25 protein-coding genes are annotated in these 23,751 nt (G+C 58.2%); 16 read left to right on the top strand and 9 right to left on the bottom strand.

Features of this window, described 5'->3' with window-relative positions:
- Positions 1-37: 37 nt before the first annotated feature.
- Both MUN80_RS24525 and MUN80_RS24520 read right to left on the bottom strand, forming a co-directional pair.
- The gene (locus MUN80_RS24525; protein WP_244717340.1) at positions 38-481 is read right to left on the bottom strand and encodes a hypothetical protein; all 444 of its coding nucleotides are present in this window, start codon (positions 479-481) and stop codon (positions 38-40) included.
- Positions 482-562: 81 nt separating this feature from the next.
- A complete protein-coding gene (locus tag MUN80_RS24520) occupies positions 563-901 on the bottom strand; it encodes a winged helix-turn-helix transcriptional regulator (protein ID WP_244717338.1) in 339 nt (112 codons plus the stop codon).
- Positions 902-1,050: 149 nt separating this feature from the next.
- Between MUN80_RS24520 and MUN80_RS24515 the strand changes: the two genes are divergently transcribed.
- Positions 1,051-1,812 carry an MBL fold metallo-hydrolase gene (locus tag MUN80_RS24515; RefSeq protein ID WP_244717336.1) on the top strand — a complete coding sequence of 254 codons (762 nt, stop codon included), beginning with the start codon at positions 1,051-1,053 and terminating at the stop codon, positions 1,810-1,812.
- 243 nt (positions 1,813-2,055) lie between these two features.
- Here the strand turns inward: MUN80_RS24515 and MUN80_RS24510 are convergent, their stop codons facing one another.
- Together MUN80_RS24510 and MUN80_RS24505 are read right to left on the bottom strand one after the other, a co-directional pair.
- Positions 2,056-2,358: a GIY-YIG nuclease family protein gene (locus tag MUN80_RS24510; protein WP_244717334.1), complete on the bottom strand. Its 303-nt coding sequence runs from the start codon at positions 2,356-2,358 to the stop codon at positions 2,056-2,058.
- A gap of 128 nt (positions 2,359-2,486) precedes the next feature.
- Entirely contained in the window at positions 2,487-3,200 is a 714-nt protein-coding gene (locus MUN80_RS24505) for a hypothetical protein (protein ID WP_244717332.1), read from the bottom strand.
- A gap of 315 nt (positions 3,201-3,515) precedes the next feature.
- Between MUN80_RS24505 and MUN80_RS24500 the strand changes: the two genes are divergently transcribed.
- Positions 3,516-4,196 (top strand): hypothetical protein, encoded by a 681-nt coding sequence (locus MUN80_RS24500; RefSeq protein ID WP_244717330.1) that lies wholly within the window; start codon positions 3,516-3,518, stop codon positions 4,194-4,196.
- A 222-nt stretch (positions 4,197-4,418) separates the two neighbouring features.
- On the opposite strand, the gene MUN80_RS24495 is transcribed toward MUN80_RS24500, so the two are convergent.
- Positions 4,419-4,994, bottom strand: a complete 576-nt coding sequence (locus tag MUN80_RS24495; RefSeq protein WP_244717328.1) for a hypothetical protein — start codon at positions 4,992-4,994, stop codon at positions 4,419-4,421.
- A 68-nt stretch (positions 4,995-5,062) separates the two neighbouring features.
- Entirely contained in the window at positions 5,063-7,219 is a 2,157-nt protein-coding gene (scpA, locus tag MUN80_RS24490) for a methylmalonyl-CoA mutase (protein ID WP_244717326.1), read from the bottom strand.
- Between the two features lie 192 nt (positions 7,220-7,411).
- Between scpA and MUN80_RS24485 the strand changes: the two genes are divergently transcribed.
- On the top strand, positions 7,412-8,641 hold the full coding sequence (locus tag MUN80_RS24485) for an outer membrane beta-barrel protein (protein WP_244717324.1): 1,230 nt from the start codon (positions 7,412-7,414) through the stop codon (positions 8,639-8,641).
- 58 nt (positions 8,642-8,699) lie between these two features.
- Here MUN80_RS24485 and MUN80_RS24480 read toward each other — a convergent pair whose 3' ends face one another.
- Positions 8,700-10,478 carry a methylmalonyl-CoA mutase family protein gene (locus MUN80_RS24480; protein WP_244717322.1) on the bottom strand — a complete coding sequence of 593 codons (1,779 nt, stop codon included), beginning with the start codon at positions 10,476-10,478 and terminating at the stop codon, positions 8,700-8,702.
- A 178-nt stretch (positions 10,479-10,656) separates the two neighbouring features.
- Here MUN80_RS24480 and MUN80_RS24475 point away from each other — a divergent pair, with 178 nt between their 5' ends.
- The 4 genes from MUN80_RS24475 (at position 10,657) to dnaA (ending at position 14,420) form a co-directional block, all read left to right on the top strand.
- Entirely contained in the window at positions 10,657-10,905 is a 249-nt protein-coding gene (locus tag MUN80_RS24475; RefSeq protein ID WP_244717319.1) for a hypothetical protein, read from the top strand.
- 42 nt (positions 10,906-10,947) lie between these two features.
- A complete protein-coding gene (locus MUN80_RS24470; RefSeq protein WP_244717316.1) occupies positions 10,948-11,706 on the top strand; it encodes a 5'-nucleotidase C-terminal domain-containing protein in 759 nt (252 codons plus the stop codon).
- Between the two features lie 150 nt (positions 11,707-11,856).
- Positions 11,857-12,783, top strand: a complete 927-nt coding sequence (locus MUN80_RS24465; RefSeq protein WP_244717313.1) for a bifunctional metallophosphatase/5'-nucleotidase — start codon at positions 11,857-11,859, stop codon at positions 12,781-12,783.
- A 143-nt stretch (positions 12,784-12,926) separates the two neighbouring features.
- Complete coding sequence (dnaA, locus tag MUN80_RS24460) at positions 12,927-14,420, top strand: chromosomal replication initiator protein DnaA (RefSeq protein ID WP_244717310.1); 1,494 nt, start codon at positions 12,927-12,929, stop codon at positions 14,418-14,420.
- A 72-nt stretch (positions 14,421-14,492) separates the two neighbouring features.
- Here dnaA and MUN80_RS24455 read toward each other — a convergent pair whose 3' ends face one another.
- The gene (locus MUN80_RS24455) at positions 14,493-14,993 is read right to left on the bottom strand and encodes a hypothetical protein (RefSeq protein WP_244717307.1); all 501 of its coding nucleotides are present in this window, start codon (positions 14,991-14,993) and stop codon (positions 14,493-14,495) included.
- Between the two features lie 142 nt (positions 14,994-15,135).
- Positions 15,136-15,564, bottom strand: coding sequence for an OsmC family peroxiredoxin (locus MUN80_RS24450; RefSeq protein WP_244717304.1), 429 nt, complete (start codon positions 15,562-15,564; stop codon positions 15,136-15,138).
- 167 nt (positions 15,565-15,731) lie between these two features.
- On the opposite strand from MUN80_RS24450, the gene MUN80_RS24445 reads away from it, so the two are divergent.
- The 9 genes from MUN80_RS24445 (at position 15,732) to MUN80_RS24405 (ending at position 23,741) form a co-directional block, all read left to right on the top strand.
- Entirely contained in the window at positions 15,732-17,228 is a 1,497-nt protein-coding gene (locus tag MUN80_RS24445; RefSeq protein WP_244717301.1) for a GH3 family acyl-acid amido synthetase, read from the top strand.
- 16 nt (positions 17,229-17,244) lie between these two features.
- Positions 17,245-17,871 carry a DUF6915 family protein gene (locus tag MUN80_RS24440; protein WP_244717299.1) on the top strand — a complete coding sequence of 209 codons (627 nt, stop codon included), beginning with the start codon at positions 17,245-17,247 and terminating at the stop codon, positions 17,869-17,871.
- 44 nt (positions 17,872-17,915) lie between these two features.
- The gene (locus MUN80_RS24435) at positions 17,916-18,434 is read left to right on the top strand and encodes a hypothetical protein (protein WP_244717297.1); all 519 of its coding nucleotides are present in this window, start codon (positions 17,916-17,918) and stop codon (positions 18,432-18,434) included.
- An 81-nt stretch (positions 18,435-18,515) separates the two neighbouring features.
- Positions 18,516-18,959: a hypothetical protein gene (locus MUN80_RS24430; protein ID WP_244717293.1), complete on the top strand. Its 444-nt coding sequence runs from the start codon at positions 18,516-18,518 to the stop codon at positions 18,957-18,959.
- A 118-nt stretch (positions 18,960-19,077) separates the two neighbouring features.
- A complete protein-coding gene (locus MUN80_RS24425; protein ID WP_244717290.1) occupies positions 19,078-19,668 on the top strand; it encodes an SMI1/KNR4 family protein in 591 nt (196 codons plus the stop codon).
- A 52-nt stretch (positions 19,669-19,720) separates the two neighbouring features.
- On the top strand, positions 19,721-20,086 hold the full coding sequence (locus MUN80_RS24420; RefSeq protein WP_244717287.1) for a hypothetical protein: 366 nt from the start codon (positions 19,721-19,723) through the stop codon (positions 20,084-20,086).
- A 54-nt stretch (positions 20,087-20,140) separates the two neighbouring features.
- Entirely contained in the window at positions 20,141-20,602 is a 462-nt protein-coding gene (locus tag MUN80_RS24415; protein ID WP_244717284.1) for a 3-oxoacyl-ACP synthase, read from the top strand.
- A 4-nt stretch (positions 20,603-20,606) separates the two neighbouring features.
- Complete coding sequence (locus MUN80_RS24410) at positions 20,607-21,293, top strand: hypothetical protein (RefSeq protein ID WP_244717281.1); 687 nt, start codon at positions 20,607-20,609, stop codon at positions 21,291-21,293.
- A gap of 159 nt (positions 21,294-21,452) precedes the next feature.
- Complete coding sequence (locus MUN80_RS24405; RefSeq protein WP_244717278.1) at positions 21,453-23,741, top strand: GH92 family glycosyl hydrolase; 2,289 nt, start codon at positions 21,453-21,455, stop codon at positions 23,739-23,741.
- The last annotated feature ends 10 nt before the right edge of the window (positions 23,742-23,751 follow it).

Here is a 23,751-nt window from a genome sequence, read left to right as displayed (position 1 = left end):
ACTCCTGAAAAGGGTTGGAGCTAGGCGGGTCGACTGGTTATAGCAGGGCTGCGGCGTCGAGGGTGCGCAGCATGGCCACGCTGCCCGGCAGCTGGGTGCGGGCCAGCAGCTGCGCCAGGCGTTTGGGCAGCTGTTGTATGGTAAGGGGCAGCAGGGGCCGGGCAACCAGATGGTAGCGCGTGTCGGCCCGCTCGTGCAGGCGGGTTTTCTCGAATGAAAATAGGCCACGCTGGGCGTAGCGGGCAAAACTCTGGTAGCCGCCTGCTTCCTCGGCCCCGTCTTCCACTTCAGCGGCCTCAGCCGTGGTAGCGTTGGGCAACGTCAGGAAGTACTGGTGCAGCTCCAGCAGCACCTCCTGGGACGCCGCCACCGATTCGGGCAGGATGCCACCTCCCGAGGCCACGTGCAGGATGTGGCCCTGGCCGTCCACAGCAAACCAATCAATGTCGGCGTCTTCCTGATCTAGTTCGTCGATGCGCATAGGGAGCAGAAGGGTAGTTGAGCGAGCAAAAGTAGCCCGAAAATTTGGCCGCGGGGCTGGTTCGGCGCAGGGTCGTGGCGCTTACGAAATCTGCACCACTCCCTCGATGTGCTTGACGGCCCACTGGTCGAGGCGGTGCAGAATGGGGCCCAGCTCAGCGCCCTTGGCCGAGAGCTGGTAGCTGACTTCGGGCGGGAAGCCGTTGTGCACGGTTCGCTCCACCAGGCCCGCCGCTTCCAGCTGCCGCAGCTGCTCCAGCAGCACTTTCTTCGACACCCTTGGGATGTCGCGCCACAGCTCGGTAAAGCGCCGCGGGCCGGCAAACAGGTGGAAGAAGAGGATGGGCTTCCATTTGCCCGCCAGCATACCCAGGGCCACGCGGGTGGCGCAAAATTCGACGTCGTGGTAGGTATGGCGCATGGCTGGCAAAGGAAGTAGGAAACAAAAAGGTGAACAGGTTACCAGCAGGTAACCTTCTTGGGCGGCGGGCCGGGGCCGGGTACTTTTGACTTGTTCGGAAGAAGCTGGTTCCGACTGGTCCCGTAACTGCAACTTAACCCGCTTTTCACATGCAAGTTCAATTAATTCGCAATGCCACGCTGCTGCTCCAAGTAGCCGGCAAAACCCTGCTCGTCGACCCGCTGCTGGCGCCCCGCGCCCAGTACGACCCGATACCGCAGACGGCCAACGCCGTGCGCAACCCCACCGCCGACCTGCCCTTTGCCGCCACTGAGCTGCCCGCCCTGCTGGCTTCCCTCGACGCGGTGCTGCTCACCCATACCCACCTCGACCACTGGGACACGGTAGCCCAACAGCTGCTGCCCAAGGACCTGCCCATCCTCTGCCAGCCCGCCGACGTGGAAACCCTGCAAGCGGCAGGCTTTACCCAGGTGCGGCACATCGACACCCAGCTCGACTGGGAAGGCATCCGCTTCTTCCGCACCGGCGGCCAGCACGGCACCGGCGAAATTGGCAAGATGATGGGCACCGTGTCGGGCTTCGTGGTGGAAGCCCAGGGGCAGCGCCTCTACATCGCCGGCGACACCATCTGGTGCGAAGAAGTGCAGCAGGCCCTCGACCTCTACCACCCCAATTCTATCATCGTCAACGCCGGCGCCGCCCAGTTCCTGCAAGGCGGCCCCATCGTCATGACCGCCGCCGACGTAGCCCAGGTGGCCCGCCACGCCCCGCAAGCCACCGTGTACGCCGTACACCTGGAAGCCGTGAACCACTGCGCCGAAGACCGCGCTACCACCCGCGCCTACCTGGCCCAGCAGGGCCTCACCGCCCAAGCCCACGTGCCCAATGATGGCGAGTGGCTGACGGTATAGCCCTGTTATCAATGTACAAAAGCCCTTCACCATCTGCTGGTAAAGGGCTTTTTCACGTTGGCAGTAGCCTTAGTGGGGTAGGCGAGGAAGGTCCTTCGCTGCGCTCAGGATGACAGAAGATTATTTTGATATAAAAAAGCCCTTGGTAGTGAATCACAAAGGTCCCTCCCTCGTCTGTCATCCTGAGCGCAGCGAAGGACCTTCCTCCTCTAAGTGACAAGGCCCATTCAACGCGCAAAAAGCTCACAGCTCCGCATAATTCAGCGTCAGCCACTGCGGATTCGCCACCGCAATCAGCGCATCCTTCTTCGCCCGCGTCCAGCCTTTAATCTCCTTCTGCCGGGCAATAGCACCCTCGACGTGCTCGCAAAACTCCACATACACTAGGTTGTAGCAGAAATAGCGCCCGGCAAACGTGCTCGGGTTGCCCCGGTTGTCGAAGTGCTCCTGCATCCGGCGGCGCACATCATTCGTCACGCCGGTGTAGACCGAGGTCTTGGCCGGATTCGTGACGATGTAGACGTAGTAGCCGTGGGCGTTTAGCACGTTGGCAGTGGCCTTAGTGGGGTATGGGAGGAAGGTCCTTCGGCTGCGCCCCAGGAAGACAGACGAAAAAAGCAGACGGGAAAAGAAAGCCAGAGAAGCCGGGGAAAATAGTAGATAGTATGGCCGGGCTACTTGGCGGTCACACCCGGCTTGGGGCCGGCGCTGCCGACTGCTACCTCGGCTTCGGCCAGGCGGTAGCGCTTCTGCTTGAGTGGGTCGGACTCGAAGGCGCGTTTGGCGGCTTTGCTGAGCTGCTGGCCGAAGCTGTAGGCGTGGTTTTGCAGGCGCACGTAGTCGTTCGAGCCTTCCGTATTCGCGCCCTTGCGGATTTCCTGGGCCGTGTCGGCGCGGTCGAGGTCTTTGGTGAGCTGTTCCAGGGCTTCGAGCTTGGCGGCCGTGAAACCGTGCTTGCTCAGCTCGGTCAGGTCGCGGGTGGCGGCGCTGAGGGCGGTGGGCAGCAGGGCCCGCATCTTGTCGTGCTTTTGCCGGGCCTGGGTGTATTGCTTTTTGCCGTACTGGTCGAGGCGGCCGGGGTTCTTGGGAAAGGCCTGCTCCACGTAGTAAAACAGGGCCTGCACCTGGGTTCGGGCCTGTTCCATGAGGCTTTCCACGGTCTGGGTGTCTTCTTTCAGGTCGCCGCGCAGGGTGGTGCCGGAGGTGGCTTGCTCGGCCGCTTCCAGGGCCGCGAGCCACTGCTGCCCGAAGGCGGCGGTAAAGGTGGGATTGAAGGCGGTGAAGGCCGCCAGATCGGTAAGATAATGCCCGTGCATGGTGCGCATATCCTGGCGCATTTTGCTGTCGGTGCTGAGGTACTGCCGCACCTCGGGCTTCTTCTTGCTCATATGATTAGAATAGTGAAAATGGATACTGCACGTAATAGTAAATAAAGCCTGACGCGTCGTCAATAGTCTATAAGCCAACACGGTATGTAGCGGCCTATTGCCACGACAAACAGGAGCAACGCCGGTACAAATCCTCTGCACGGCAGCGTGAATGATCTACTAAGGGCCGTGAACGATCTTCTAAGCAGCGCAAAGGCCTTACTAAGCGGTGTGAACGACCTTCTAACAGGCGTGAATCACGTTCTAAGCGGTGTGAACGACCTTCTAAGACCCGTGAAGCACGTTCTAAGGACCGTGAATGATCTTCTAAGCAGTGTGAAGCAGCTTCAAAGCAGCGTGAGTGGCGTACGAAGCGGCGGGGGCGAGGGTAGAAATGAAACCGGCCCGCTGGTGGGCGGGCTGGGGCAAAGACAATGTGTCGTTTGCGTAACCAGAGCCGTATTCCATCAAGGAAGTTTTGGTTTAGCTTTACCTACACAGTTATTACTCGATAAAGAGGTTTTTATGAATGCGTCACAGTTACTACAGAACTTGAGCTTCTCTTGCGCTATTTTCTTATTTATTGCGGCGTGCGAGTCAAAAGAGTCTTCTCTGCAAATTATCAAGCCGCAACCTTCAGATTTGATAGGTTTATGGCACTATGACTCAACGGGCGGCGACTTTTATAATTCTAACCATAAGTTCATAAGCGGTGGTACTGAACCAATGAAAGCAGGAGCATTCCTTACCATTGGCGAAAAAAGCTGGGTGTATTCAGGCAGTGTACGTGAAATACACGATTACACTTGGACAAACAATCAATTAGTTATTCGGCGTATTATTGACCCTCAGCTGATTAAAATAGGTTATGCCAAGCCGGAAAGCCTTGGAAAGCCATCTGGTTATCCTAATAAAATGGATGTAAGGCTACTGACTCCGCACCAAATGATTCTGCGAGATAGTGCTGCTGATCCCGATGGATGTATTCGTGTGAGTAAATATTACTACTCTCGATAGAGTAAGTCTTTTTTAAAACACCAAGAGCATTAAGTCTTACAGCTGCTGGGATAAATCTGACTACTGCGGCATTCTACCCATTTTCTTGGACTGTATTACTAGTCACCTTTTTTAGAGAAAGGGGTAACTGTTCTAGAAAATGATAGACTAGTCTGGGGTCTTTCAGCAAGCCTGGGTTTTCATCCAAATACGTCATTAGTTTAGGGGAGACGGTTTCTACGCTCATGACAGTTCTATCCCCGGTTTTTTTGTTTTAACTAAGATGATAGCTCCTGTACGAAGAACAATTTCGTCTACATTCTGACAGGCAGCTATCAGTTGCGCCGCTGCAGTTGACAATTGTGAGGTGGCTTCTGCCACTGGCTTTCCTAAGTAGTTAGCTTCTAAAGCAGCTTTGCCTTTAGCATATACTTCTTGAACTTCTTGCTGTGTTTTGGGACTTTTCGTCCAAAAAAATAGCCTCTGAAAAAAAGATCCATAGACTGGCTTTTCCTCGGCTTTATATTCAAAGCCACAAGCATCCATAAATCTTTCAGTGCTTGATAGAATCTCTTCCAGGAATACAGTATCAATATATTCTTGAGGGATATTGATATCAACGGATATTTGCTGTTTGCTGCTTTCCTCTGTGGGAGAGAATCCTAAGTCTAGGCTTTTTATATAAGCATAAAGCATTTCCTCCTTAGGCATTTCACCCTGAGAGGTGTAAATCTTGGCCTCACTTTCGCCTTTACTATTCAGTCTAAACTCGGTTAGAATTTCCTGAACAATACGTTGCGCGGCTACCTCCTTATCCATGACCTTACATAGCTAAACTTGTCTTTAATACAAAAGCCAGGTGAAAGACCCGGCTTTTGTATTCTGTTTTATTCCTCCAGCTTCCGCAGAATCTCCTGGGCCGCCACGGCAATGACCGTTCCCGGTCCATAGACGCCGACGACGCCGGCATTGTAGAGGAAGTCGTAGTCCTGGGCGGGGATGACGCCGCCGGCAATGACGAGGATGTCTTCGCGGCCGAGCTGCCGCAGCTCCTGAATCAGCTGGGGAATCAGGGTTTTGTGGCCGGCAGCGAGGCTGCTCACGCCCACTACGTGCACGTCGTTTTCGGTGGCCTGGCGGGCTACTTCGGCGGGTGTTTGGAACAGGGGCGCGATGTCCACGTCGAAGCCTACGTCGGCAAAGGAGGTGGCAATGATCTTGGAACCCCGGTCGTGGCCGTCCTGGCCCATTTTGGCGACCATCATGCGGGGGCGGCGGCCCTCGGCGGCGGCAAAGGCATCGGCGGCGGCCCGGGCCTTGGCAAACTCCTCGTCGTAGTTCATCTCGGCCGAGTACACGCCCGAAATAGCCCGGATAGTGGCCTGGTGGCGGCCGTACACGGCTTCCAGGGCGTCGGAAATCTCGCCCAGCGTGGCGCGCAGCCGGGCGGCATTTACGGCTAGCTCCAGTAAGTTGCTAGTTGTTGGTTGTTCGTTGTTAGTTCCCTGGCGGGCCGCATCCGTCAGGGCTTGCAGGGCAGCTTTTACCGCCTCATTATCCCGCTCGGCTTTGATCTTGGTGAGGCGGGCAATCTGGGACTCGCGCACGGCGGCGTTATCGATGTCAAGCACGTCGATCTGCTGCTCCTCGCCCAGCTGCCGGTCGGTGAGGCGGTACTTGTTCACGCCCACCACTACTTCCTTGCCCGAGTCGATGCGGGCCTGCTTGCGGGCCGAGGCTTCCTCGATGCGCATCTTGGGCAAACCGGTTTCAATGGCCTTGGCCATGCCGCCCAGGCTTTCCACTTCCTGAATCAGGGCCCAGGCTTTGTCGGCCAGCTCGTGGGTCAGGCTTTCCACGTAGTAGGAGCCGCCCCAGGGGTCTACGACGCGGGTAATGTCGGTTTCGTGCTGGAGGTAGAGCTGGGTGTTGCGGGCAATGCGGGCCGAGAAGTCGGTGGGCAGGGCAATAGCCTCGTCGAGGGCGTTGGTGTGCAGGCTCTGGGTGCCGCCCAGGGCCGCGGCCAGGGCCTCGATGGCGGTGCGGGCCACGTTGTTGAAGGGGTCCTGCTCGGTAAGCGAGTAGCCCGAGGTCTGGCAGTGGGTGCGCAGGGCCAGGCTTTTGGGGTTCTGGGGGTTGAACTGCTGCATGAGCTTGGCCCACAGCAGGCGGCCGGCCCGCAGCTTGGCAATTTCCATGAAGTGATTCATGCCGATGGCCCAGAAGAAGGAGAGGCGGGGCGCAAACTGGTCCACGTCCATGCCCACGGCCAGGCCGGCGCGCACGTACTCTAGGCCGTCGGCCAGGGTGTAGGCCAGCTCAATATCGGCCGTGGCCCCAGCTTCCTGCATGTGGTAGCCCGAGATACTGATGGAGTTGAACTTGGGCATGTACTTCGCCGTGTAGGCGAAGATGTCGGCAATGATGCGCATGCTCGGCTCGGGCGGATAGATATAGGTGTTGCGCACCATGAACTCCTTCAGAATGTCGTTCTGAATGGTGCCCGCCAGCTTGTCGGGCGTTACGCCCTGCTCCTCAGCGGCGGTAATGTAAAAGGCCATAATCGGCAGTACCGCCCCGTTCATGGTCATCGACACCGACATCTGGTCCAGCGGAATCTGGTCGAACAAGATCTTCATGTCCTCCACCGAGTCGATGGCCACGCCGGCCTTGCCCACATCGCCTTCCACGCGGGGGTGGTCGGAGTCGTAGCCCCGGTGGGTAGCCAGGTCAAAGGCTACCGACAGGCCCTTTTGGCCCCCGGCCAGGTTGCGGCGGTAGAAAGCGTTGGATTCCTCGGCCGTGCTGAAGCCCGCGTACTGCCGGATGGTCCAGGGGTTCTGCACGTACATCGTGGCATAGGGGCCGCGCAGATAAGGCGCCGTGCCCGCCCCGAAACCCAGGTGGTCGAGGCCGGCCACATCCTCGGCCGCGTAGTGACTTTTCACCGTGATACCCTCGGGCGTAGGAGTGCCTTCCGTAGCGGAAGCCAACGGGGGCAGGGGAGCGGCGTTATAAGGAATGTGGGCGAAGTCGGGTTTCATCGGGGCAAGCGGTAAGCCGGGTGGTCGGAAGCGAAATGTGGCAGGAAAGATACTGGGTTTAGACGGAAAGAATATTTCCAATCCTATTAGCAACCACAGGAATTTATTCTATATTTGACTATTGGTATTACTCACATATTATTCAATAATTGAATGATAAAAACCCTACTTTCTCAATATACGTGTACTTTCTTGTTGTTAGCAGCAGCCCCAGTACTTACTCCGCATGCTGTTCAGGCCCAAGGCGGCCCGCAGAAAGGCTACATCGTACCCCTAGTCGGCGACACGGTACGGGGCACTATCGTGTTGGGTCGGGCCCAGCGCAATGCTCTGCAGTGCGAGTTTAAAGCCACCGGCCAAACCGAAACAAAAACCTATAAGGTTGGAGAGCTACGGGGGTACGGCTCCCCGTTTTTAACCTATGAAAACCAGCTGGTGCCTCGCTCCGCAGATACAGCCACGGTGCTGGTGCCCCGTTACTTAGAGGTGGTTACTCGGGGCCCGCTGACTTTGTATGCGCTGAGCTACGAGGGTAAGCCTCGGTTCTTTATTAGTGGCTACCGACCCGGCAAAATGGTCGAGCTAATTCAGCGCACGAACACGGTGCGACGGGGAGAGCAGCAGTTTGTAGTTACTCAGCGCCTCTACCAAGACACGCTAGCCAAGGCGTTTCAGAGCTGTCCGGAGCAAGCCCGCAAGGCCAAATATGTTGGGTTCGGGGTCAATGAACTGGGGAAGATTGTGCTCAAGTACAATGCTTGTGTGGCGCCTGGAGCAGCCATTAAAGCCAATTCCCAGCACGGCAACCTCGCCCTGGGCGTCGTAGGTGGAGTGTCAGTGGTTAACCAGTTAATACTGGGAAAAAACACCGGAGAAGATGAAGTACACTGGAAGTATGGCGGCAATGCTTATATCTCCGCCGGCTTGGCAGCCGTGTTTACGCCTGGTTTCAAAGGAGCCCCGTTTACTATTCACTCGGGTCTGATCTATGAACGGAGCCGTACGTTCACTTCTGATCATAATTTCTTCCCGACAATAGCCAGCAAGCAGTCAACGGAGCTGCAGCTTAATTATCTGGTAGTGCCAGCAATGGTGCGCTACTCGGTCGGGCACGGCGTGGTGCGCCCCTATGCCGAGGTCGGCCCTTCTGTCCGTTTCTTGCTGCATGTAGGCAAGGACGAAAAGGTCTATACGCTAAGCTCGGGCTCCACCCAGCTGCCTGTTGTCAGTCCCTTACTGGGTGAGTACAACAACTTTAACTTTGGCATAGGTGGTGGGCTAGGTGCAGAAATGCACCTGCCCAACGGGCAGCAGATTGGCCTGGGAATTCGGGCCGAGAATGTTTTTGGCCCCTCAACCTATACTTCTGGCTCTTCGGTACGCAGCGCCGTGGTGGTGCTGGAGTACATCTTCACAAAGTAACCCGGCCTCGTCCCTACCAAAAGGTCCGGTAGCAAGCTTGCTACCGGACCTTTTGGGTTTAGCGCCGGCCCTGCAAGCGGGCCAAAACGTCTTCGGTACTATAACCCTCCACGTTGAACTCCTTGAACCCAAACAGCGACACGGCTTCCTGCATGGTGTCCAGATCGGCGGTGAGCAGGGTGGGAGGGATAAAGTCGGGCTCATCTACGGGCACCCGGCATACCACCCGGGCAAAGTGGCCAAACTGGTCGGGGGTGGCGTACATGAGCGTGGCGGCTTCGGGCGTCGAGAACAGTACCGAGAGCGTGCCTTCGGGGTGGCTGGCCTTCAATGCCAGCCGTTCCTGCTGCGGCAGCAGGCGCAGAAACGACTCCAGAATGTGCTGATTGGTGTGGGTGCCCAGCAGCACTACGGCCGCGCGGCGGCGCTTTTTCTCCCGGCGCTGGAAGTGCAGGGCCGTAGCCAGCCGCAGCACTTCCGACGGATACGCGGCCCGGGTCGAGTCGAAATCTTTGCTGCGCAGCAGGCGCTTGGGGTTGTAGTCGAACTGCTCCTGAGGGTTCTGAAACCGGTTGGTACCCACAATAACCTGCTCCCCGGAGGCAATGCGCTGAAATTGGCTTTGGGCCACCAAGTGCAGCTCCTGCAGCACCATGCCCAGGGCGCTAGGTAGCCCACCGGCAGCTTCTACCCGCTGAAACAACGCCCAGGCCTCCCGGGCCAGTTGGTCGGTAATCGTTTCCAGATAATACGAGCCGGCGGCCGGGTCGGCCACGCGGTTCAGGCCGGCTTCTTCACGCAGAATTACGGGCAGGTTGCGGGCCAAACGACTCGAAAACTCATTGGGTCCCTGGTACAGCCGGTCAAACGGCGCCACACTGACGGCCGTAGCGCCACCCAGTACGGCGGCCATGGTTTCGGTCGTGACGCGCAGCAGATTGGTGTGCGGGTCCAGCGTGGTCTGCGACCAAGTGGAAGTAACGGCGAAAATGGGTAGGGCCGGAGCCAGGTCGGCTGGCAGCTCAAAGGCGTGCAGCAGCGTGGCCCACAGGCGTCGTAGGGCCCGCAACTTCGCTATTTCAAAGAAGTAATTCGGATTCAGGGCCACCTGCACCTGTAGGGCTGCCGCTACTTGCGCCGCCGTCACGTCGGCCGATGGCAGCTGCTCCAGATACGTAGCAGCGGCGGCCAGCACAAACCCGATTTGCTGGGTAACAGTACCACCACGGTTGGCAAAGAAGGCTCCGTTGAGCGTCAGAGCTCGAAAGTCAGGCATGTGTTGGGTGAGTCCCAGTACCGTGCGCAGCTCAGCCAACTGGTGGGGCAAGTCAGGCGCGTGGTCCGTCACGGGGTCGAAGCGCAGGAAGCCGCGTAGCGTGGGCGTGCCCGTGGCCAACAGGCGTTCCACAAAGCTGGCTGAGCCCAGCCGGATGGAATAGCCAACGTAGGTAGTGGCCAGGGGCAGCTTATCGTGCAGGTAGGTTACATCGAAAGCCGCCGCGTCGGTTAGTTCAAAATAAGCCCCGTCGGCCCCACGCTGCAAAGCGTCGGCAGCCCGGTCGATGGCCGCGTGGCCCTTGTCGGCAGCGCCTACGGCGTAAGTGGGCACATTTAGCCAATCGGTGCTGGTGCTGGTAATAACTCCGGGGGCCGGCAGCGCCTCCAGGGCTTCGCGGTGATAAAAAGGCTGCACCACCAAGCCGTCCGGCGTGTGCCATTCCAGCGTCGCCGGGTCGGCGCCCTTCAGGTCACGGCTGATGCGCTGCTGCCAGGCCGCGGTGCTGATGGGGGCAAATTCGGGAAAGGAAACGGGCGTAGCGTGCGGAGTATCGGCCATGGGAAGGGTGATGTTGCCAGAAAAAGGAGCTGGCGGATCGGACGGGTTAAAGATACCGGATTGGGCTTAGAACGGCCACCACGCAACGGAATTGGCCGCCATTGTTTTCGCCGTAGCGTTACCAGCTTGGGAGTACTCCAATACCTGAGGGTGTATGCATCTGCCGGTTTTTGCGCTCATGTCAAGGTCTTTAGCCTGGCTGAAGCTGTGGCTGGCCGCTATTTCATTTGGGGCCCAGGTCCGAACGGATTTCCACTCCCGCTACCTCATGCAGCTTTCCGACGATACCCTGCAGCACCAAATCGACAACCGCTGCCCTGTGCGCAATGCTATGCCGAGGCGCTTGCCCGGCTTTCTTGCCGTTGCCAGAATTGACTATAACCGCTGGCACTACCCCGTTATGTTCGGCGTTATCCTCACCAAATAAGCGCCGCCGCCGTACCTTTGCCCTCCGTATATTCCAACCCGCATGTCTTTTCCTCGCCCTAACGTCTCGGCTCTGAGCATTCTGCTGGCGGCCTCGCTTACCTTCGGCTGCCAGCGTGGCGCCTACCAGGCCACGCCCGCCCTGGCGCCCGTCACCGGCCAGCCCGTCACTAAAGCGCTGCCCGAAGACCCCAAAGCTACTGCCACTATTGAGCCCTACAAGCAGCGCGTCACCCAGCAGATGACCGAAGTGCTGGGCGTGGCGCCGGTGGCCATTACCAAGAATGGTGGAGAGTCGCCGCTGGCTAACCTGGTGGCCGATGTGCAGCGGGAGCGGGCCAGTCAGGCCCTGGGCCAACCCATCGACGCGGGCGTGATGACCAACGGCGGCCTGCGCGCGGCCCTGCCCGCCGGCCCCATTACCATGGGCTCTATCTTCGAGCTGATGCCGTTTGAAAACGAGTTGGTCGTGCTCGACACGCCTGGCCCCGTAATGCAGGAAATGCTCAACTACGCCGCCCGTATCAAGATGGCGCTGTCGAACGTGACGTATACCGTGGCCGACGGCAAGCCCACCAACGTGCTTATCGGCGGCAAGCCCTTCGACCCGACTCGCACCTACACCATTGCCATTTCCGATTATTTGGCTGGCGGCGGCGACCAGATGGTGTTCTTCAAAGCCATCAAGCCCCGCAGCACCGGTGTGCTCCTGCGCACGGCCATCGTCGACCATATCCGCAGCCTGACTAAAGCCGGCAAACCAGTAGAAGCCAAAGTCGAAGGCAGAGTGAAAGTAATGTGAGGCTAATGTGCCCATGTGAAAATGTGCTGATGGGAGGTTCGTAAACCACCCACGATACTCATTAAAAGGGTGACACCAGCTCATTTTTACATTTCTCACATTCAAACCACGTTAGCACAGCAGCACATTAACAACTAGCACATTAACACCATGAATCGTCGCGATTTTCTCAAGCATACGTCGTTGGGGGCTGCGGGCCTGGGCCTGATGGGCCTGAGTTTGCCCGCGGTAGGCCGCGATACCAAAAACGTGCGCCTGACCATTCTGCACACCAACGACATGCATTCGCGCATCGAGCCGTTTCCGGAAGGCAGTGCGCAGTGGGCCGGTATGGGGGGCATGGCCCGGCGTGCTACCCTGATTGAGCAGATTCGCAAGCAGGAGCCCAACGTACTGCTGCTCGACTCGGGCGACATCTGGCAGGGCACGCCTTACTTCAACTTCTTCAACGGGGAGCTGGAGTACAAGCTCATGACCCAGATGGCCTACGACGCTAGCACCCTGGGCAACCACGACTTTGACAACGGCCTGGAAGGGTTGAAAAAGCAGTTGCCCAACGCCGGTTTTCCCTTCCTGATTGCCAACTACGACTTTTCTCAGACTATTCTGGCTGGGCAGTTCAAGCCCTACAAAGTGTTCGAAAAGGCCGGAATGCGCATCGGCGTATTCGGTATCGGCATCGAAATGCAGGGCCTGATTTCGGACCGCAACATCGGTGGCACCAAGTACCTCGACCCCGTGGCCGTGTCGCAGACCATGGTAGCTACGCTGCGCGGCGCCGAGCGGTGCGACATGGTTATCTGCCTTTCCCACCTGGGCTACAAGTACGAAAGCGCCAAAATCGACGACCACAAGCTGGCGGCCCAGGTGCCCGGCATCGACCTGATTTTGGGCGGGCACACCCATACCTTTTTGGAGAAGCCTGACGTAATCCTGGGTTCCGGTGGCCACCAAACCCTGATTAATCAGGTGGGCTGGTCGGGCATCCACCTCGGCCGCCTCGACTATAGCTTCGAGCACGGGGCCAAACGCCTGGCCGTAGCCAACTCAGCCGTAGTGCCTGTGACGGTGGCGTGAGAAAAGCAAGAAAAACAGCGTTTTTTTGTGTCCTGACTTTTCCACATTTTTGTCTCCCCCTAGAAAAAACGGCTCTGAAAAGGACCGTTTCTGACCCTATTGTCCGCCCGCTAAGCACTTGTTGCTTTTGTCTTAACTAATTGATGCTGAAGGATTGCCGAACTGTATGGGCCAACTGTCTTCGCGTCATCAAGGCTAATATTGGTGAGCAGAGCTTCCGCACGTGGTTTGAGCCAATCGTGCCGGTGCAGCTCCACAATAACGTTTTGATCATCCAGGTGCCCAGCCAGTTTTTCTACGAATGGCTGGAGGAGCACTATGTCGATGTATTAAAGAAAGGCATCTACCAGGAACTCGGGCCGGAAGGGCGGCTGGAGTACTCTATTGTCGTGGACCAGGGCAACAGTCAGAACAAGCCCCGTACGGTCAATATCCCGACGGCCCGCAAGGCAGCCGCGCCTACCCAGGCCGCGACACCCGCCGCGGCCATTGCCGCCAGTGCCCTGACAGGCTCGGCCCGTAACGTAGCTGCTGCCGCCGCGGCTCCGGCTAATCCCGATATGCTGCGCAACCCGTTCGAAGCCACCAAGGCCATCGACCGGAACTACGTTAAATCCCAGCTCAACAACACGTACTCGTTTGAGAACTACGTGGAGGGGGACTGCAACCGCCTGGCCCGCTCGGCCGGTCTTGCCGTGGCCAACAAGCCGGGCACGACCAGCTTTAACCCGCTGATGATCTATGGCGGCGTGGGCTTGGGCAAAACGCATTTGGTGCAGGCCATTGGCAACCACATCAAGGCCACTTCGCCCGATAAGTTTGTGCTCTACGTCTCGGCCGAGAAGTTCACCAACCAGTTTATCGAGAGCCTGCGCAATAATGGGGTGCAGGATTTTGCCAACTTCTACCTGCTGGTCGATATTCTGATTCTGGACGACGTGCAGTTTCTTTCGGGCAAGGACAAAACCCAGGAGATGTTCTTCCACATCTTCAACCACCTGCACCAGGCCGGCAAGCAAATCGTGATGACCTCCGATAGGCCGCCGCGCGATTTGAACGGGTTGGAAGACCGACTCCTGTCGCGCTTTAAGTGGGGTTTGACCGCCGACTTGCAGAGTCCCGACTTCGAGACCCGTATGGCCATCATCCAGAACAAGATGGAGCAGGATGGCATCGACATTCCGCCGCAGGTGGTGGAGTACCTGGCCCACTCGGTGAATACCAACGTGCGGGAGCTGGAAGGCGTGCTGATTTCGCTCGTGGCCCAGAGTAGCCTGAACCGCCGGGAAATTGACCTGGAAATGGCCAAGCAGGCTTTGCGCCACATCATCGAAGAGGTAGAGGCCGAGGTCAACCTGGACTTCATCCAGAAAACCGTGGCCGAGTACTTCGGGATTTCCCTGGATTTGCTCAAGGCCAAAACCCGCAAGAAGGAAGTCGTGACGGCGCGGCAGGTGGCCATGTACTTCGCCAAGGAACACACCAGCCACTCGCTCAAAAGCATTGGTTTCCACTTCGGCGGCCGCGACCATAGCACCGTCATCCATTCCGTGCAGACCGTTTCAGACCTGATTGACTCCGACAAAAACTTCCGCAACACGATAGTGGACCTGCGCAAGAAGTTTGCGGGTAAGTAACCTCGCCCTTATTGCTAAGTCATAAAAAAAGCCCGCTCGAAGCGGGCTTTTTACATTGTACTTGGGCAGCAATTAAATCCGGGGAGCCGGGGCGGTTTCGCGCAGCAGGATGTTGTACTGGGCGGCAAACTGCCGGATTTCGTTGCGGAAGTTTTCCCGGCGCTTAGGGCCTTTGACTTCCCGCAGGTTCAAGGTGTACAGATCATTGGAACGCAGGCGGATGCGCAGCTGCATGGGAGCCAAGTCAATGGCTTCGATTTCTTCGGCGGCAAATACCTGCTTAGGCCGGAATAGGCCCCCCTTATGCACGATATAGCCGGGGGTAAACTCCAGGTAGCTCTGGGTCCCGAAAATAGGCGCGTTATGGACCAGTACGTAGCCGATATACACCAGGCTGAAAACCAGAAACACGTAGTGCAGGAAGTGGTAATCCTGCTCACCCTGGCCGGCGACAATCAGAAAAACGGTGTAGGCAATCCAGAGGAAGCCGATGAGCAGCTGGCCCCAGAACGGAACCTTGGACGTGTCGGCGGGCCGCAGCCGGATGCGGGTGGTTTTGGTAGCGCGGGGCATAGAGAGTAGAGGTCTGACCACAAAGTAAACGAAAAACCGGCAAGGCACGGGGCGCTGCCGGTTTCTAGTTGTCAGTTGGTCGTTGTCAGTTGTTCGTAACAACGAGCTAACAACTGACAGCGACCAACTGACAACTAGAAACCTACTTCAGCGTGGCTGAGGCCAGTTCCATTTCCGGTACGGCACTCAGCAGCTGCGAAATGGGGCAGTGCAGCTTGGCATTTTCGGCCTGCTGCTGGAATTCCTCCTGGGTAATGCCTTCCACCTCGCCTTCGGTGGTCAGCGTAATTTTAACCACTTTGGGCACGTCGCCAGAGGTGTCGAGCGTCACTTTCGACTCGGTCCGTATTTGCTTGACCTGGGCTCCGGCTTTGGTCAGCTGCCCGGTCAGGAACATGGTGTAGCAGCCGGCGTGGGCCGCCCCGATGAGCTCCTCGGGGTTGGTGCCTTTCTGGCCCTCAAACCGGGCACCGACCGAATACGGGGCTTTTACCGTGCCGCTCTGGGTCGAGATTTCGCCGCTGCCTTTGATGTCGCCGTTCCAAACGGCATTTCCGCGCTGATTAATCATGATAAGGAGATTGTAAGGGGTGAAGTTGGTTAAACTCGTCTATTAGGTACGGCGGAACCAGGGAAAGGATAAGCAGTACCGATTTGGCGGGAAGTGTACCTTTGGCAACCTGAATTGCCGTGCAAGTGGTGAGAACTCACCATTTCACCACCTCACCATTTCACCGCATGGGTCTAAAATCTGCCCTGAGCCGCCCGCTGGCCGCCTTTATTACCAGCCGTTACCACAAGTGGCAGCAAGACCCCGTCGCTACCCAGCAGCGCGTATTTCGGGAGCTGATTGCCAAAGGCCGGAATACTGCCTTTGGGCGCGACCATGACTTTGCTGCCATCCAGACGCCCGCCGACCTGGCCCGGCTGGTGCCCGTGCGCGACTATGAAGCCCTGGCTCCGTACTTCGAGCGGGTGAAAGCCGGCGAGGCCGATGTACTCTGGCCCGGCAAACCCGAATACCTGGCCAAAACCTCGGGCACCACGTCCGGCGCCAAGTACATTCCCCTGACCAAGGACAGCATCCCCAACCACATCAATGGGGCCCGGGATGCGCTGTTTCACTACATCCACGCCACGGGCAAAAGCCGCTTTCTAGACGGTAAGCTCATGTTTTTGTCGGGCAGTCCGGAGCTGGAAAAGGTGGGCGGCATTCATACCGGGCGGCTGTCAGGCATCGTGAACCACCACGTGCCGGCCTATTTGCGCCGCAACCAACTGCCCAGCTATTCTACCAACATTATCGAGGACTGGGAGACCAAGCTCGACCATATTGTGGAAGAAACCTTGCCCGAAAACATGACGTTGATTTCGGGGATTCCGCCCTGGGTGCAGATGTACTTCGACAAGCTGGTGCAGATTACGGGCAAGCCGGTAAAGGACATTTTTCCGCAGTTTGACTTGTTCGTCTACGGCGGCGTCAACTTTGAGCCCTACCGGGCCAAACTGTTTGAAACCATCGGCCGGCCCGTGGACAGTATCGAGCTGTTTCCGGCCTCGGAAGGGTTTCTCGCTTTCCAGGACGAGCCCGGTAACTCTGGCCTGCTACTCCTGCTCGACGCGGGTATTTTCTACGAATTCATTCCTGCCGAGCAGTTTTTCGAGCCCAACCCGCCCCGCCTCACCATCGGGGAAGTGGAGCTGGACCGGCAATACGCTTTGGTGCTCAACTCCAACGCCGGCCTATGGGGCTACAGCCTCGGCGACACGGTGCGCTTTGTGAGTCTAAGTCCGTACCGCGTCGTGGTCAGTGGGCGCATCAAGCACTTCCTGTCGGCTTTCGGCGAGCATGTCATCGGCGAGGAAGTAGAGCAGACGTTGCGCGCGGCCATGAACCAGTTTCCCGAGGTGGAAGTGGTCGAGTTTACCGTGGCCCCGCGCGTGAGCTCCGACCCGCAGGAACCCAGCCGGCACGAGTGGCTGGTCGAGTTTGCCCGCCCGCCCCACGATGCTGCCGCCTTTGCCACCGCCCTGGACGCCGGGTTGCGCCGCCGCAATGTGTACTACGACGACTTGCTGGCGGGCAGCATTCTGGCCCCGCTGCAGCTCACCCAGCTGCCGGCCGGGGCGTTTCAGCGCTACATGAAAAGTCTGGGCAAGCTCGGTGGGCAAAACAAAGTGCCGCGCCTGAGCAACGACCGGAAGGTAGCCGAAGGCTTGGTGGCCGCCGGGTAGCCGCTTACTTACGAGTATGAATATCTGGAAACACTGCCTGCTCTCGGCGCATAAGTTTGGGGGCCTGCCCGCCGATTACCTGCCAGTTCACCGCTTTCTGGACAGTAGTAAGCTGTTTTGCTTTCATCCCCGGCACCGGCTTTTGCTGCATCACACCACCGGCATTGAGTGGGCCACCGAGCTGCTGGGCCACGTTCTGATTACGGCCGATAACCGGCAGGTGCTGGTGCGCGACGTGGCCGCAGCCCACTGCCAGGAAGATCTGTCGGGCCGGGTTCCGACCCTGCACGACTGGCTGCTGGGCATAGAGCCCGAAGTGGTAGCCGTGTTGCCGGTCACCACGCCGGAGCAACTTTCGGCCGGTTTGCCCGAGTCTGTGCGGAGCCTGGTGCTGCGCCCTTACCTGCGCACCGGGCTGCCGGCGGCCTTCTTACTGACTACTACCACCTTTGGCCTCTATCTGGCTGAGCAGCTTCTCGGGCTGTCGGCGGCCGAAGCGCTCCTGCAGCAGCTGCCGCGGGTAGTGCCCGTCGCTGAGCCGCTGGGGTATGTCACGCTGCGTCAGCCCTGGCAATACCGTCCCGATCCTAGGGCGCTGGCGTGGCTGCAGGAACAGGAAAAGCAGGCGGCAAGCCGCGTCTGAAGCTCGGGCACTTATTTCCTTTTCTTTGCAAAAAACCATTATCTATGCCATCTACCCTGAAGCCGCTAGAACTCCAAATTTTATCTATCCTGCAAAGCGGGCAAACCCTCACCGTGCGCTGGGACTGCGGCGGCGACGAAGGTTTTGTGTACACGGAAGTAAATGGCCAAGAGCAGGAGTTCAACTACGAAGCGCCTAATGACCTGGCGTATGGCATGGAGCGCTACCTGGCCGGGCTACTGGAGCTTCCCAGCGCCGGCGAGTTTCAAATGAGTGGTACAGGCCGCATTTTCCAGCAGGGTCCGGAAGTCATTCTTGACTACGAGTCGAAAGCCTACAGCTATGAGGATGACTCCTGGATGGAAGGCTTCAGCGACGAGGACTTGGCCGATATGGGCTACACCCGGCCCACGCCCAAAGAAGCTGATGAAACGGAGCCGGGAGCGGAAGCAGAAACAGAAACAGAAACAGAAACAGAAACGGAAGATGACGATGCTGAGTACCTGGATCAGGAAATGAGCGACGAATACAGCGGCCGCCGGGTATTGTTCCGGGTCGAGTAAGAAAGCGGCGGAGCAAGGTAAGCCCACACGCCCCGTTTGGGCCGGGCGTATTGCCGCTGCGCTTTTTCTCGTTTAGAAGCCATGCGCATTGCCTTCGACCTCGACAACACCCTCATCCGCTGTGCCCATAACTTCCCGTTGGAGCGGCCCATATGCCCCGTCTGGGCCCGGCTGCTGGGCGGGGAGCCGCTCCGGCAGGGCATTATTGGGCTTCACGACTTTTGCCGGAAACAGGGTTGGGAAGTATGGGTGTATACCACTTCGTACCGCCGTTCCTGGTATATCCGCAAGCTGTTCTGGCGGTACGGCCTGCGGCTGGATGGCGTCGTGAACCAAGAGCGTCACCAGCGCGAGGTCAGGGTACGCTGCACCAAGCACCCGCCCAGCTTCGGCATCGACTGGCTGGTGGATGATGCGCCGGGCGTGGGAATTGAAGCGCAGCGGCATACCTTTCGGGTCGTTCTTATTCCGCCCGAAGCCGATGACTGGGTCGACTTAGTAAAGGCGGCCCTGCTGGAAAAATAGGCCGGTGGTGCCCAAGCCGCGCCCATTGCGGGGCTGGTGCCCAGCTCCATCAGCTGGGAGAAGTGCATAGCAGGTTTAAGCAAGTACCAATATGTCAAATGCCTTAAACTGGCCGGATATGCTGCACCAAATCAGCCGGGAAATTCTAGCTGATCCGGCCTTTAGCAGTGGGAGTCTGGCCGACCGGCTGACGGCGGAGCAGCGCCAAAGTCAGTGGCTTGGGGCCCCGGGCGCTACGGAAGCCGAGTTGGACGCCATGGAAGAGCGGCTGCACATCACGCTGCCGCCTTCGTACCGGGCGTTTTTGCAAGCTTCTAACGGTTTCGGCCCGCTCAACCGGTTTATCTGGCGACTCAAGCCCTGCGCGGAAGTCGATTGGCTGGTAAAAACCGAGGCTGAACTGGTAGAAATGTGGGAAGTTGACGTCGAAACCGTGCCGAGCGTGCCGGACGAGGAGTATTTCATTTACGGCAAGAAGCAAAACAGCGTGCAGGTGCGCGGGGAGTATTTCCGAGGCCTGCTGCTCGTCTCGGACTGGGGCGACGCCGGTTTTCTGGCCCTCAACCCCGATGTCCACCACCAGGGCGAATGGGAAGCCTGGCATTTTGCCAACTGGATTCCCGGCGCCGTGCGCTACCGTTCGTTTGCTGAGCTGGTGCAGGCCCATCTGGCGGCTTATCAGGCTATAAAAAATGGGGCTAGGCAGTAAAGGAAGTTATAAAAGTGCAACTCCGGACTGGAGTTGGTAAGCCGGCTGCTGTATGTCTGAAGAAACAATAGTCCTTACTATTTTCTCCCTTATTGGCAGTGCCTTGTTCTTTTTGCACTATCGGTATAGCAGGGCCTTGGTGGCCGATATTCTCAAACACGGCTACCATACCGAGGCAGTTGTTACGGCGTATCGGGAAGATGTGGTACGAGTAGCGGGTAGCTGGACCTCGTTAGAGTACCCCTACTTAACCTATATCAGCGAAGCGGGTGAAGTAAAGTGTGGGCGGCTGAAATATGCCTCCAGCCGTGGCCGACTGCTGTGGATTGACCAGGAAGTTGAAATTGTAGTGTACCAACAGAAGCTATTTTATCTTCCCGAACTCAAGCAAAGCTTCTGGGCCAGGCTTCTGACCTGAATAGGCAAACAGAAGGTGCTGGTCCACTCATGGGCCAGGTAATTATTAAACGTAATGAACGATACTTCCCTCATCAAACTCCAACTCTATACGCTCTGCGAGCAGTACGTTCAGGACCGTCTCAGCGCGGTGCAGGCCGCCGTACAGGCCGCCCAGGAATCGGCCAACAGTGAAACCAAGAGCAGCGCCGGCGACAAGTACGAAACCGGCCGCGCCATGGCCCAGAACGAGCGGGACCGAAACCTGGTGCAGCTCCAGCAGGCCCGGCAACTGCAAGCCGAACTCCAGCGCATCGACCCCACCAAGTCCTGCGACACGGTGCGGCCCGGTGCCCTGGTGCAGACGAGCATGGGCTGGTTTTTTATCAGCATCAGCGCCGGCAAGCTTACGGCCGGCGGCACCGACTACTTTGCTGTATCGGCGGCGGCACCGGTAGCGGCGGCCCTGAGCGGCAAGCGGACAGGGGAGGAGGCCGGGTTTAATGGCAAGCCTGTGCGTATCCTTTCCGTTGCCTAGCCTGATGAAAACTCCCAGCTGGCTTTTACTCGGAGTGTGCGCCGCCTGTGGCCCGGCCCAGCCGCCGGAAAATCCCGCTTCACCGGCCGGCACCGACTCTGTGGCCGCCGTAGCGCCGCCCGCCCCGGCCCCCGTCGACGATTTCCTGAACCCGGCCTGGTTTAAGATGGCCCGGCAGGATACGTTCCGCGTGACGACGCGCACGGGACCGGAAGGCGGCTTTGACCTGGGTACGGGGAAGCTGATAAAGCTCACGGCCAGCCAGGAAAAGCGGTATTTACAGGGCAAGACCCGGCCCCGAGCCCAGCGCGAAATAGCACCCTACTATTTTTACTCCTTGCAGCAAAATACGCCCCAGCGCCAGGAAATAACCATTCTCCACGACGACGGGGAGTTCTTGTTTGAGCTGCTGCGCCTGGTGTACGACGCCCGTCACCAGCTCATCAGTCGGGAAACTGTGGCTCACTTCGGGGCCGATGGTGGTGAGCTGACCCGGGCTTATGGCGTGTTTGAAACGCCCACCCAGTTTCGCCTGACTGCCCTGCACGAAGGCGTAACGGGTGAGGACAGTGTAGCCACCCAGTCCGAAATTGATTCGGTGGTGACGCTCTATGCGGTGGAGGCTGACAAGTTTCGGCAGGTGGGCCGCAGCCGCTACCAACGGCATAAAACAAAGCCCCTTGGCCAGTAGCCGCTAACTACTGGCAACACAAGGGGCTCCCGATGTAGAGTTGCTAAAATGTTTAAGCAAGCTTGGGGAGGTCCGATAAATCCGGATATTGCTGCTCTATGAGCGGCTGTACTGGCCGCTTACAGCTTTGCGTTTACCCGTATCCTTACCTCTGCGCACATGCAAAAAACGTTTTTCGTGCTGGCAGCAGCTTGGCTGGCCGTGACTAGCCCAGCCCGCGCCCAATCGGTGAGCTCCGACCTGGCGCAGTGGATTAACCCGCTAATGGGAACCGATTCCAAGCCCGAACTATCGAATGGCAACACCTACCCGGCCATTGCCTTGCCCTGGGGCATGAACTTCTGGATGCCGCAAACCGGCAAAATGGGCAATGGCTGGGCTTACCAGTATTCGGCCGACAAGCTGCGGGGCTTCAAGCAAACTCACCAGCCCTCACCCTGGATGAACGACTACGGGCAGTTTGCCCTGATGCCTATTACCGGGCAGCGCGTATTTGATGAGGATGCCCGGGCTAGCTGGTTTTCGCACAAAGCCGAGGTGGCCGAGCCCAACTACTACCGCGTGTATTTGGCCGACCACGACGTGGTAACCGAAATAGCACCGACGGAGCGCGCCGCCCGCTTCCGCTTCACTTTCCCCCAAACCGACAGCGCCTACGTCGTAATTGATGCCCTCGATAAGGGCTCCTTCGTGAAGGTTCTACCCCAGCAGCGCAAAGTCGTTGGCTATACTACCCGCAACCGAGGCGGGGTGCCCAAGAACTTCAAAAACTACTTCGTGCTGGAATTCGACCACGATTTCACCAGCACGGCCCTCTATCAGGACAAAAAGTTGGCTAGTGGAGTGCTGGAAGTAACCGCCGTCCACGCTGGTGCTGTCGTCGGCTTCAAGACCCGCAAGGGAGAAAAGGTGAATGCTCGGGTGGCTTCCTCGTTTATCAGCCCCGAGCAGGCTGAGCTCAACCTGCGCGAAATTGGCGACCGAGACTTCGAAACGGTGCGCCAGCAGGGCCGGGCCGCTTGGAATAAGGTGTTAGGCCGCATTGAGTTGGAAGGCGGTACCACCGACCAGCGCCGTACGTTCTACTCCTGCCTGTACCGCTCGTTGTTGTTTCCGCGCAAGCTTTACGAACTGGACGCCAACGGTAAGGTGATGCACTACAGCCCCTTCAACGGGCAGGTGCTGCCGGGGTATATGTATACCGATACCGGCTTTTGGGACACCTTCCGGGCCCTGTTTCCCTTTCTGAACCTGCTGTATCCGGAAGTAAGCACCGAAGTTCAGCAGGGCTTGGTCAACGATTATCGGGAAAGCGGCTGGCTGCCGGAATGGGCCAGTCCGGGCCTGCGCAACGTGATGGTGGGCAACAACTCAGCCTCGGTGGTGGCCGATGCCTACCTGAAAGGCATTCGGGGGCAAGACATGAACGTGCTCTACGAAGCCCTGACCCACGGGGCTAACAACGCCGGCCCGCTGACGGCCGTGGGCCGCGCCGGCGTCGACTATTACAACAAGCTCGGTTATGTGCCCTACGACGTTAAAATCAACGAAAACGCGGCCCGTACCCTCGAATACGCCTACGACGACTTTACCATTTATCAGCTGGCCAAGGCGCTGAACCGGCCGAAAAAGGAAATTAACCTCTACGCCAAGCGCAGCCAGAACTACCGCAACCTTTTCGACAAGCAAACCGGCCTGATGCGGGGCCGTAACCAGGACGGCACTTTCCAGACGCCGTTTAACCCCTTCAAATGGGGCGACGCTTTCACCGAAGGCAACAGCTGGCACTACACCTGGTCGGTATTTCACGACGTGCAGGGCCTGATTGATTTGATGGGCGGCAAGCAAAAGTTTGTGGCTACTCTGGACACCGTCTTTACCCTGCCGCCGGTGTTTGACGAGTCGTACTACGGCGAGGTCATCCACGAAATCCGGGAAATGCAGATTGCCAATATGGGCAACTACGCTCACGGCAACCAGCCCATTCAGCACATGCCTTACCTGTACAACTACGCCGGCCAGCCCTGGAAAACCCAGTATTGGGTGCGCGAGGCCCTTAACCGTCTCTACCTGCCCACAGCCGACGGCTACTGCGGCGACGAGGACAACGGGCAAACCTCGGCCTGGTACGTGTTTTCGGCCCTGGGCTTTTACCCCGTGTGCCCGGCTACCAATCAGTACGTGCTTGGCGCCCCGCTTTTCCCTAAGGCCACGCTACACCTGCCTTCGGGCAAGGACGTGGTGCTGAGCGCGCCCCGGAACTCGGCCGAAAACCGGTATGTGAACAAGCTCACGCTCAACGGCCGGGAATACGACAATAACTGGCTTAGCCACGAGGAACTCCTGCAAGGCGCGGTTCTCAACTTCGACATGAGCCCTACGCCCAACCAGAGCCGCGGCACGCAGGCCGCCGCCGCGCCCTACTCTTTTTCGCCAGCTAAAAAGTAAGTGTTAAGCA

Origin of the sequence: Hymenobacter cellulosivorans, from assembly GCF_022919135.1 — a bacterium.
In the GTDB taxonomy this organism is placed as follows: Bacteria; Bacteroidota; Bacteroidia; order Cytophagales; family Hymenobacteraceae; genus Hymenobacter; species Hymenobacter cellulosivorans.
The sequence above is the reverse complement of the archived record's forward strand: the minus strand, read 5'-3'. Positions and strand labels throughout refer to the sequence as shown.

Excerpts from the sequence above, each read along its gene's own strand:
- MUN80_RS24525 (WP_244717340.1), bottom strand. The coding sequence starts at position 481 with ATGCGCATCGACGAACTAGATCAGGAAGACGCCGACATTGATTGGTTT.
- MUN80_RS24520 (WP_244717338.1), bottom strand. The coding sequence starts at position 901 with ATGCGCCATACCTACCACGACGTCGAATTTTGCGCCACCCGCGTGGCC.
- MUN80_RS24515 (WP_244717336.1), top strand. The coding sequence starts at position 1,051 with ATGCAAGTTCAATTAATTCGCAATGCCACGCTGCTGCTCCAAGTAGCC.
- MUN80_RS24505 (WP_244717332.1), bottom strand. The coding sequence starts at position 3,200 with ATGAGCAAGAAGAAGCCCGAGGTGCGGCAGTACCTCAGCACCGACAGC.
- MUN80_RS24495 (WP_244717328.1), bottom strand. The coding sequence starts at position 4,994 with ATGGATAAGGAGGTAGCCGCGCAACGTATTGTTCAGGAAATTCTAACC.
- scpA (WP_244717326.1), bottom strand. The coding sequence starts at position 7,219 with ATGAAACCCGACTTCGCCCACATTCCTTATAACGCCGCTCCCCTGCCC.
- MUN80_RS24480 (WP_244717322.1), bottom strand. The coding sequence starts at position 10,478 with ATGGCCGATACTCCGCACGCTACGCCCGTTTCCTTTCCCGAATTTGCC.
- MUN80_RS24475 (WP_244717319.1), top strand. The coding sequence starts at position 10,657 with ATGTCAAGGTCTTTAGCCTGGCTGAAGCTGTGGCTGGCCGCTATTTCA.
- MUN80_RS24470 (WP_244717316.1), top strand. The coding sequence starts at position 10,948 with ATGTCTTTTCCTCGCCCTAACGTCTCGGCTCTGAGCATTCTGCTGGCG.
- MUN80_RS24465 (WP_244717313.1), top strand. The coding sequence starts at position 11,857 with ATGAATCGTCGCGATTTTCTCAAGCATACGTCGTTGGGGGCTGCGGGC.
- dnaA (WP_244717310.1), top strand. The coding sequence starts at position 12,927 with ATGCTGAAGGATTGCCGAACTGTATGGGCCAACTGTCTTCGCGTCATC.
- MUN80_RS24455 (WP_244717307.1), bottom strand. The coding sequence starts at position 14,993 with ATGCCCCGCGCTACCAAAACCACCCGCATCCGGCTGCGGCCCGCCGAC.
- MUN80_RS24450 (WP_244717304.1), bottom strand. The coding sequence starts at position 15,564 with ATGATTAATCAGCGCGGAAATGCCGTTTGGAACGGCGACATCAAAGGC.
- MUN80_RS24445 (WP_244717301.1), top strand. The coding sequence starts at position 15,732 with ATGGGTCTAAAATCTGCCCTGAGCCGCCCGCTGGCCGCCTTTATTACC.
- MUN80_RS24440 (WP_244717299.1), top strand. The coding sequence starts at position 17,245 with ATGAATATCTGGAAACACTGCCTGCTCTCGGCGCATAAGTTTGGGGGC.
- MUN80_RS24435 (WP_244717297.1), top strand. The coding sequence starts at position 17,916 with ATGCCATCTACCCTGAAGCCGCTAGAACTCCAAATTTTATCTATCCTG.
- MUN80_RS24430 (WP_244717293.1), top strand. The coding sequence starts at position 18,516 with ATGCGCATTGCCTTCGACCTCGACAACACCCTCATCCGCTGTGCCCAT.
- MUN80_RS24425 (WP_244717290.1), top strand. The coding sequence starts at position 19,078 with ATGCTGCACCAAATCAGCCGGGAAATTCTAGCTGATCCGGCCTTTAGC.
- MUN80_RS24420 (WP_244717287.1), top strand. The coding sequence starts at position 19,721 with ATGTCTGAAGAAACAATAGTCCTTACTATTTTCTCCCTTATTGGCAGT.
- MUN80_RS24415 (WP_244717284.1), top strand. The coding sequence starts at position 20,141 with ATGAACGATACTTCCCTCATCAAACTCCAACTCTATACGCTCTGCGAG.
- MUN80_RS24410 (WP_244717281.1), top strand. The coding sequence starts at position 20,607 with ATGAAAACTCCCAGCTGGCTTTTACTCGGAGTGTGCGCCGCCTGTGGC.
- MUN80_RS24405 (WP_244717278.1), top strand. The coding sequence starts at position 21,453 with ATGCAAAAAACGTTTTTCGTGCTGGCAGCAGCTTGGCTGGCCGTGACT.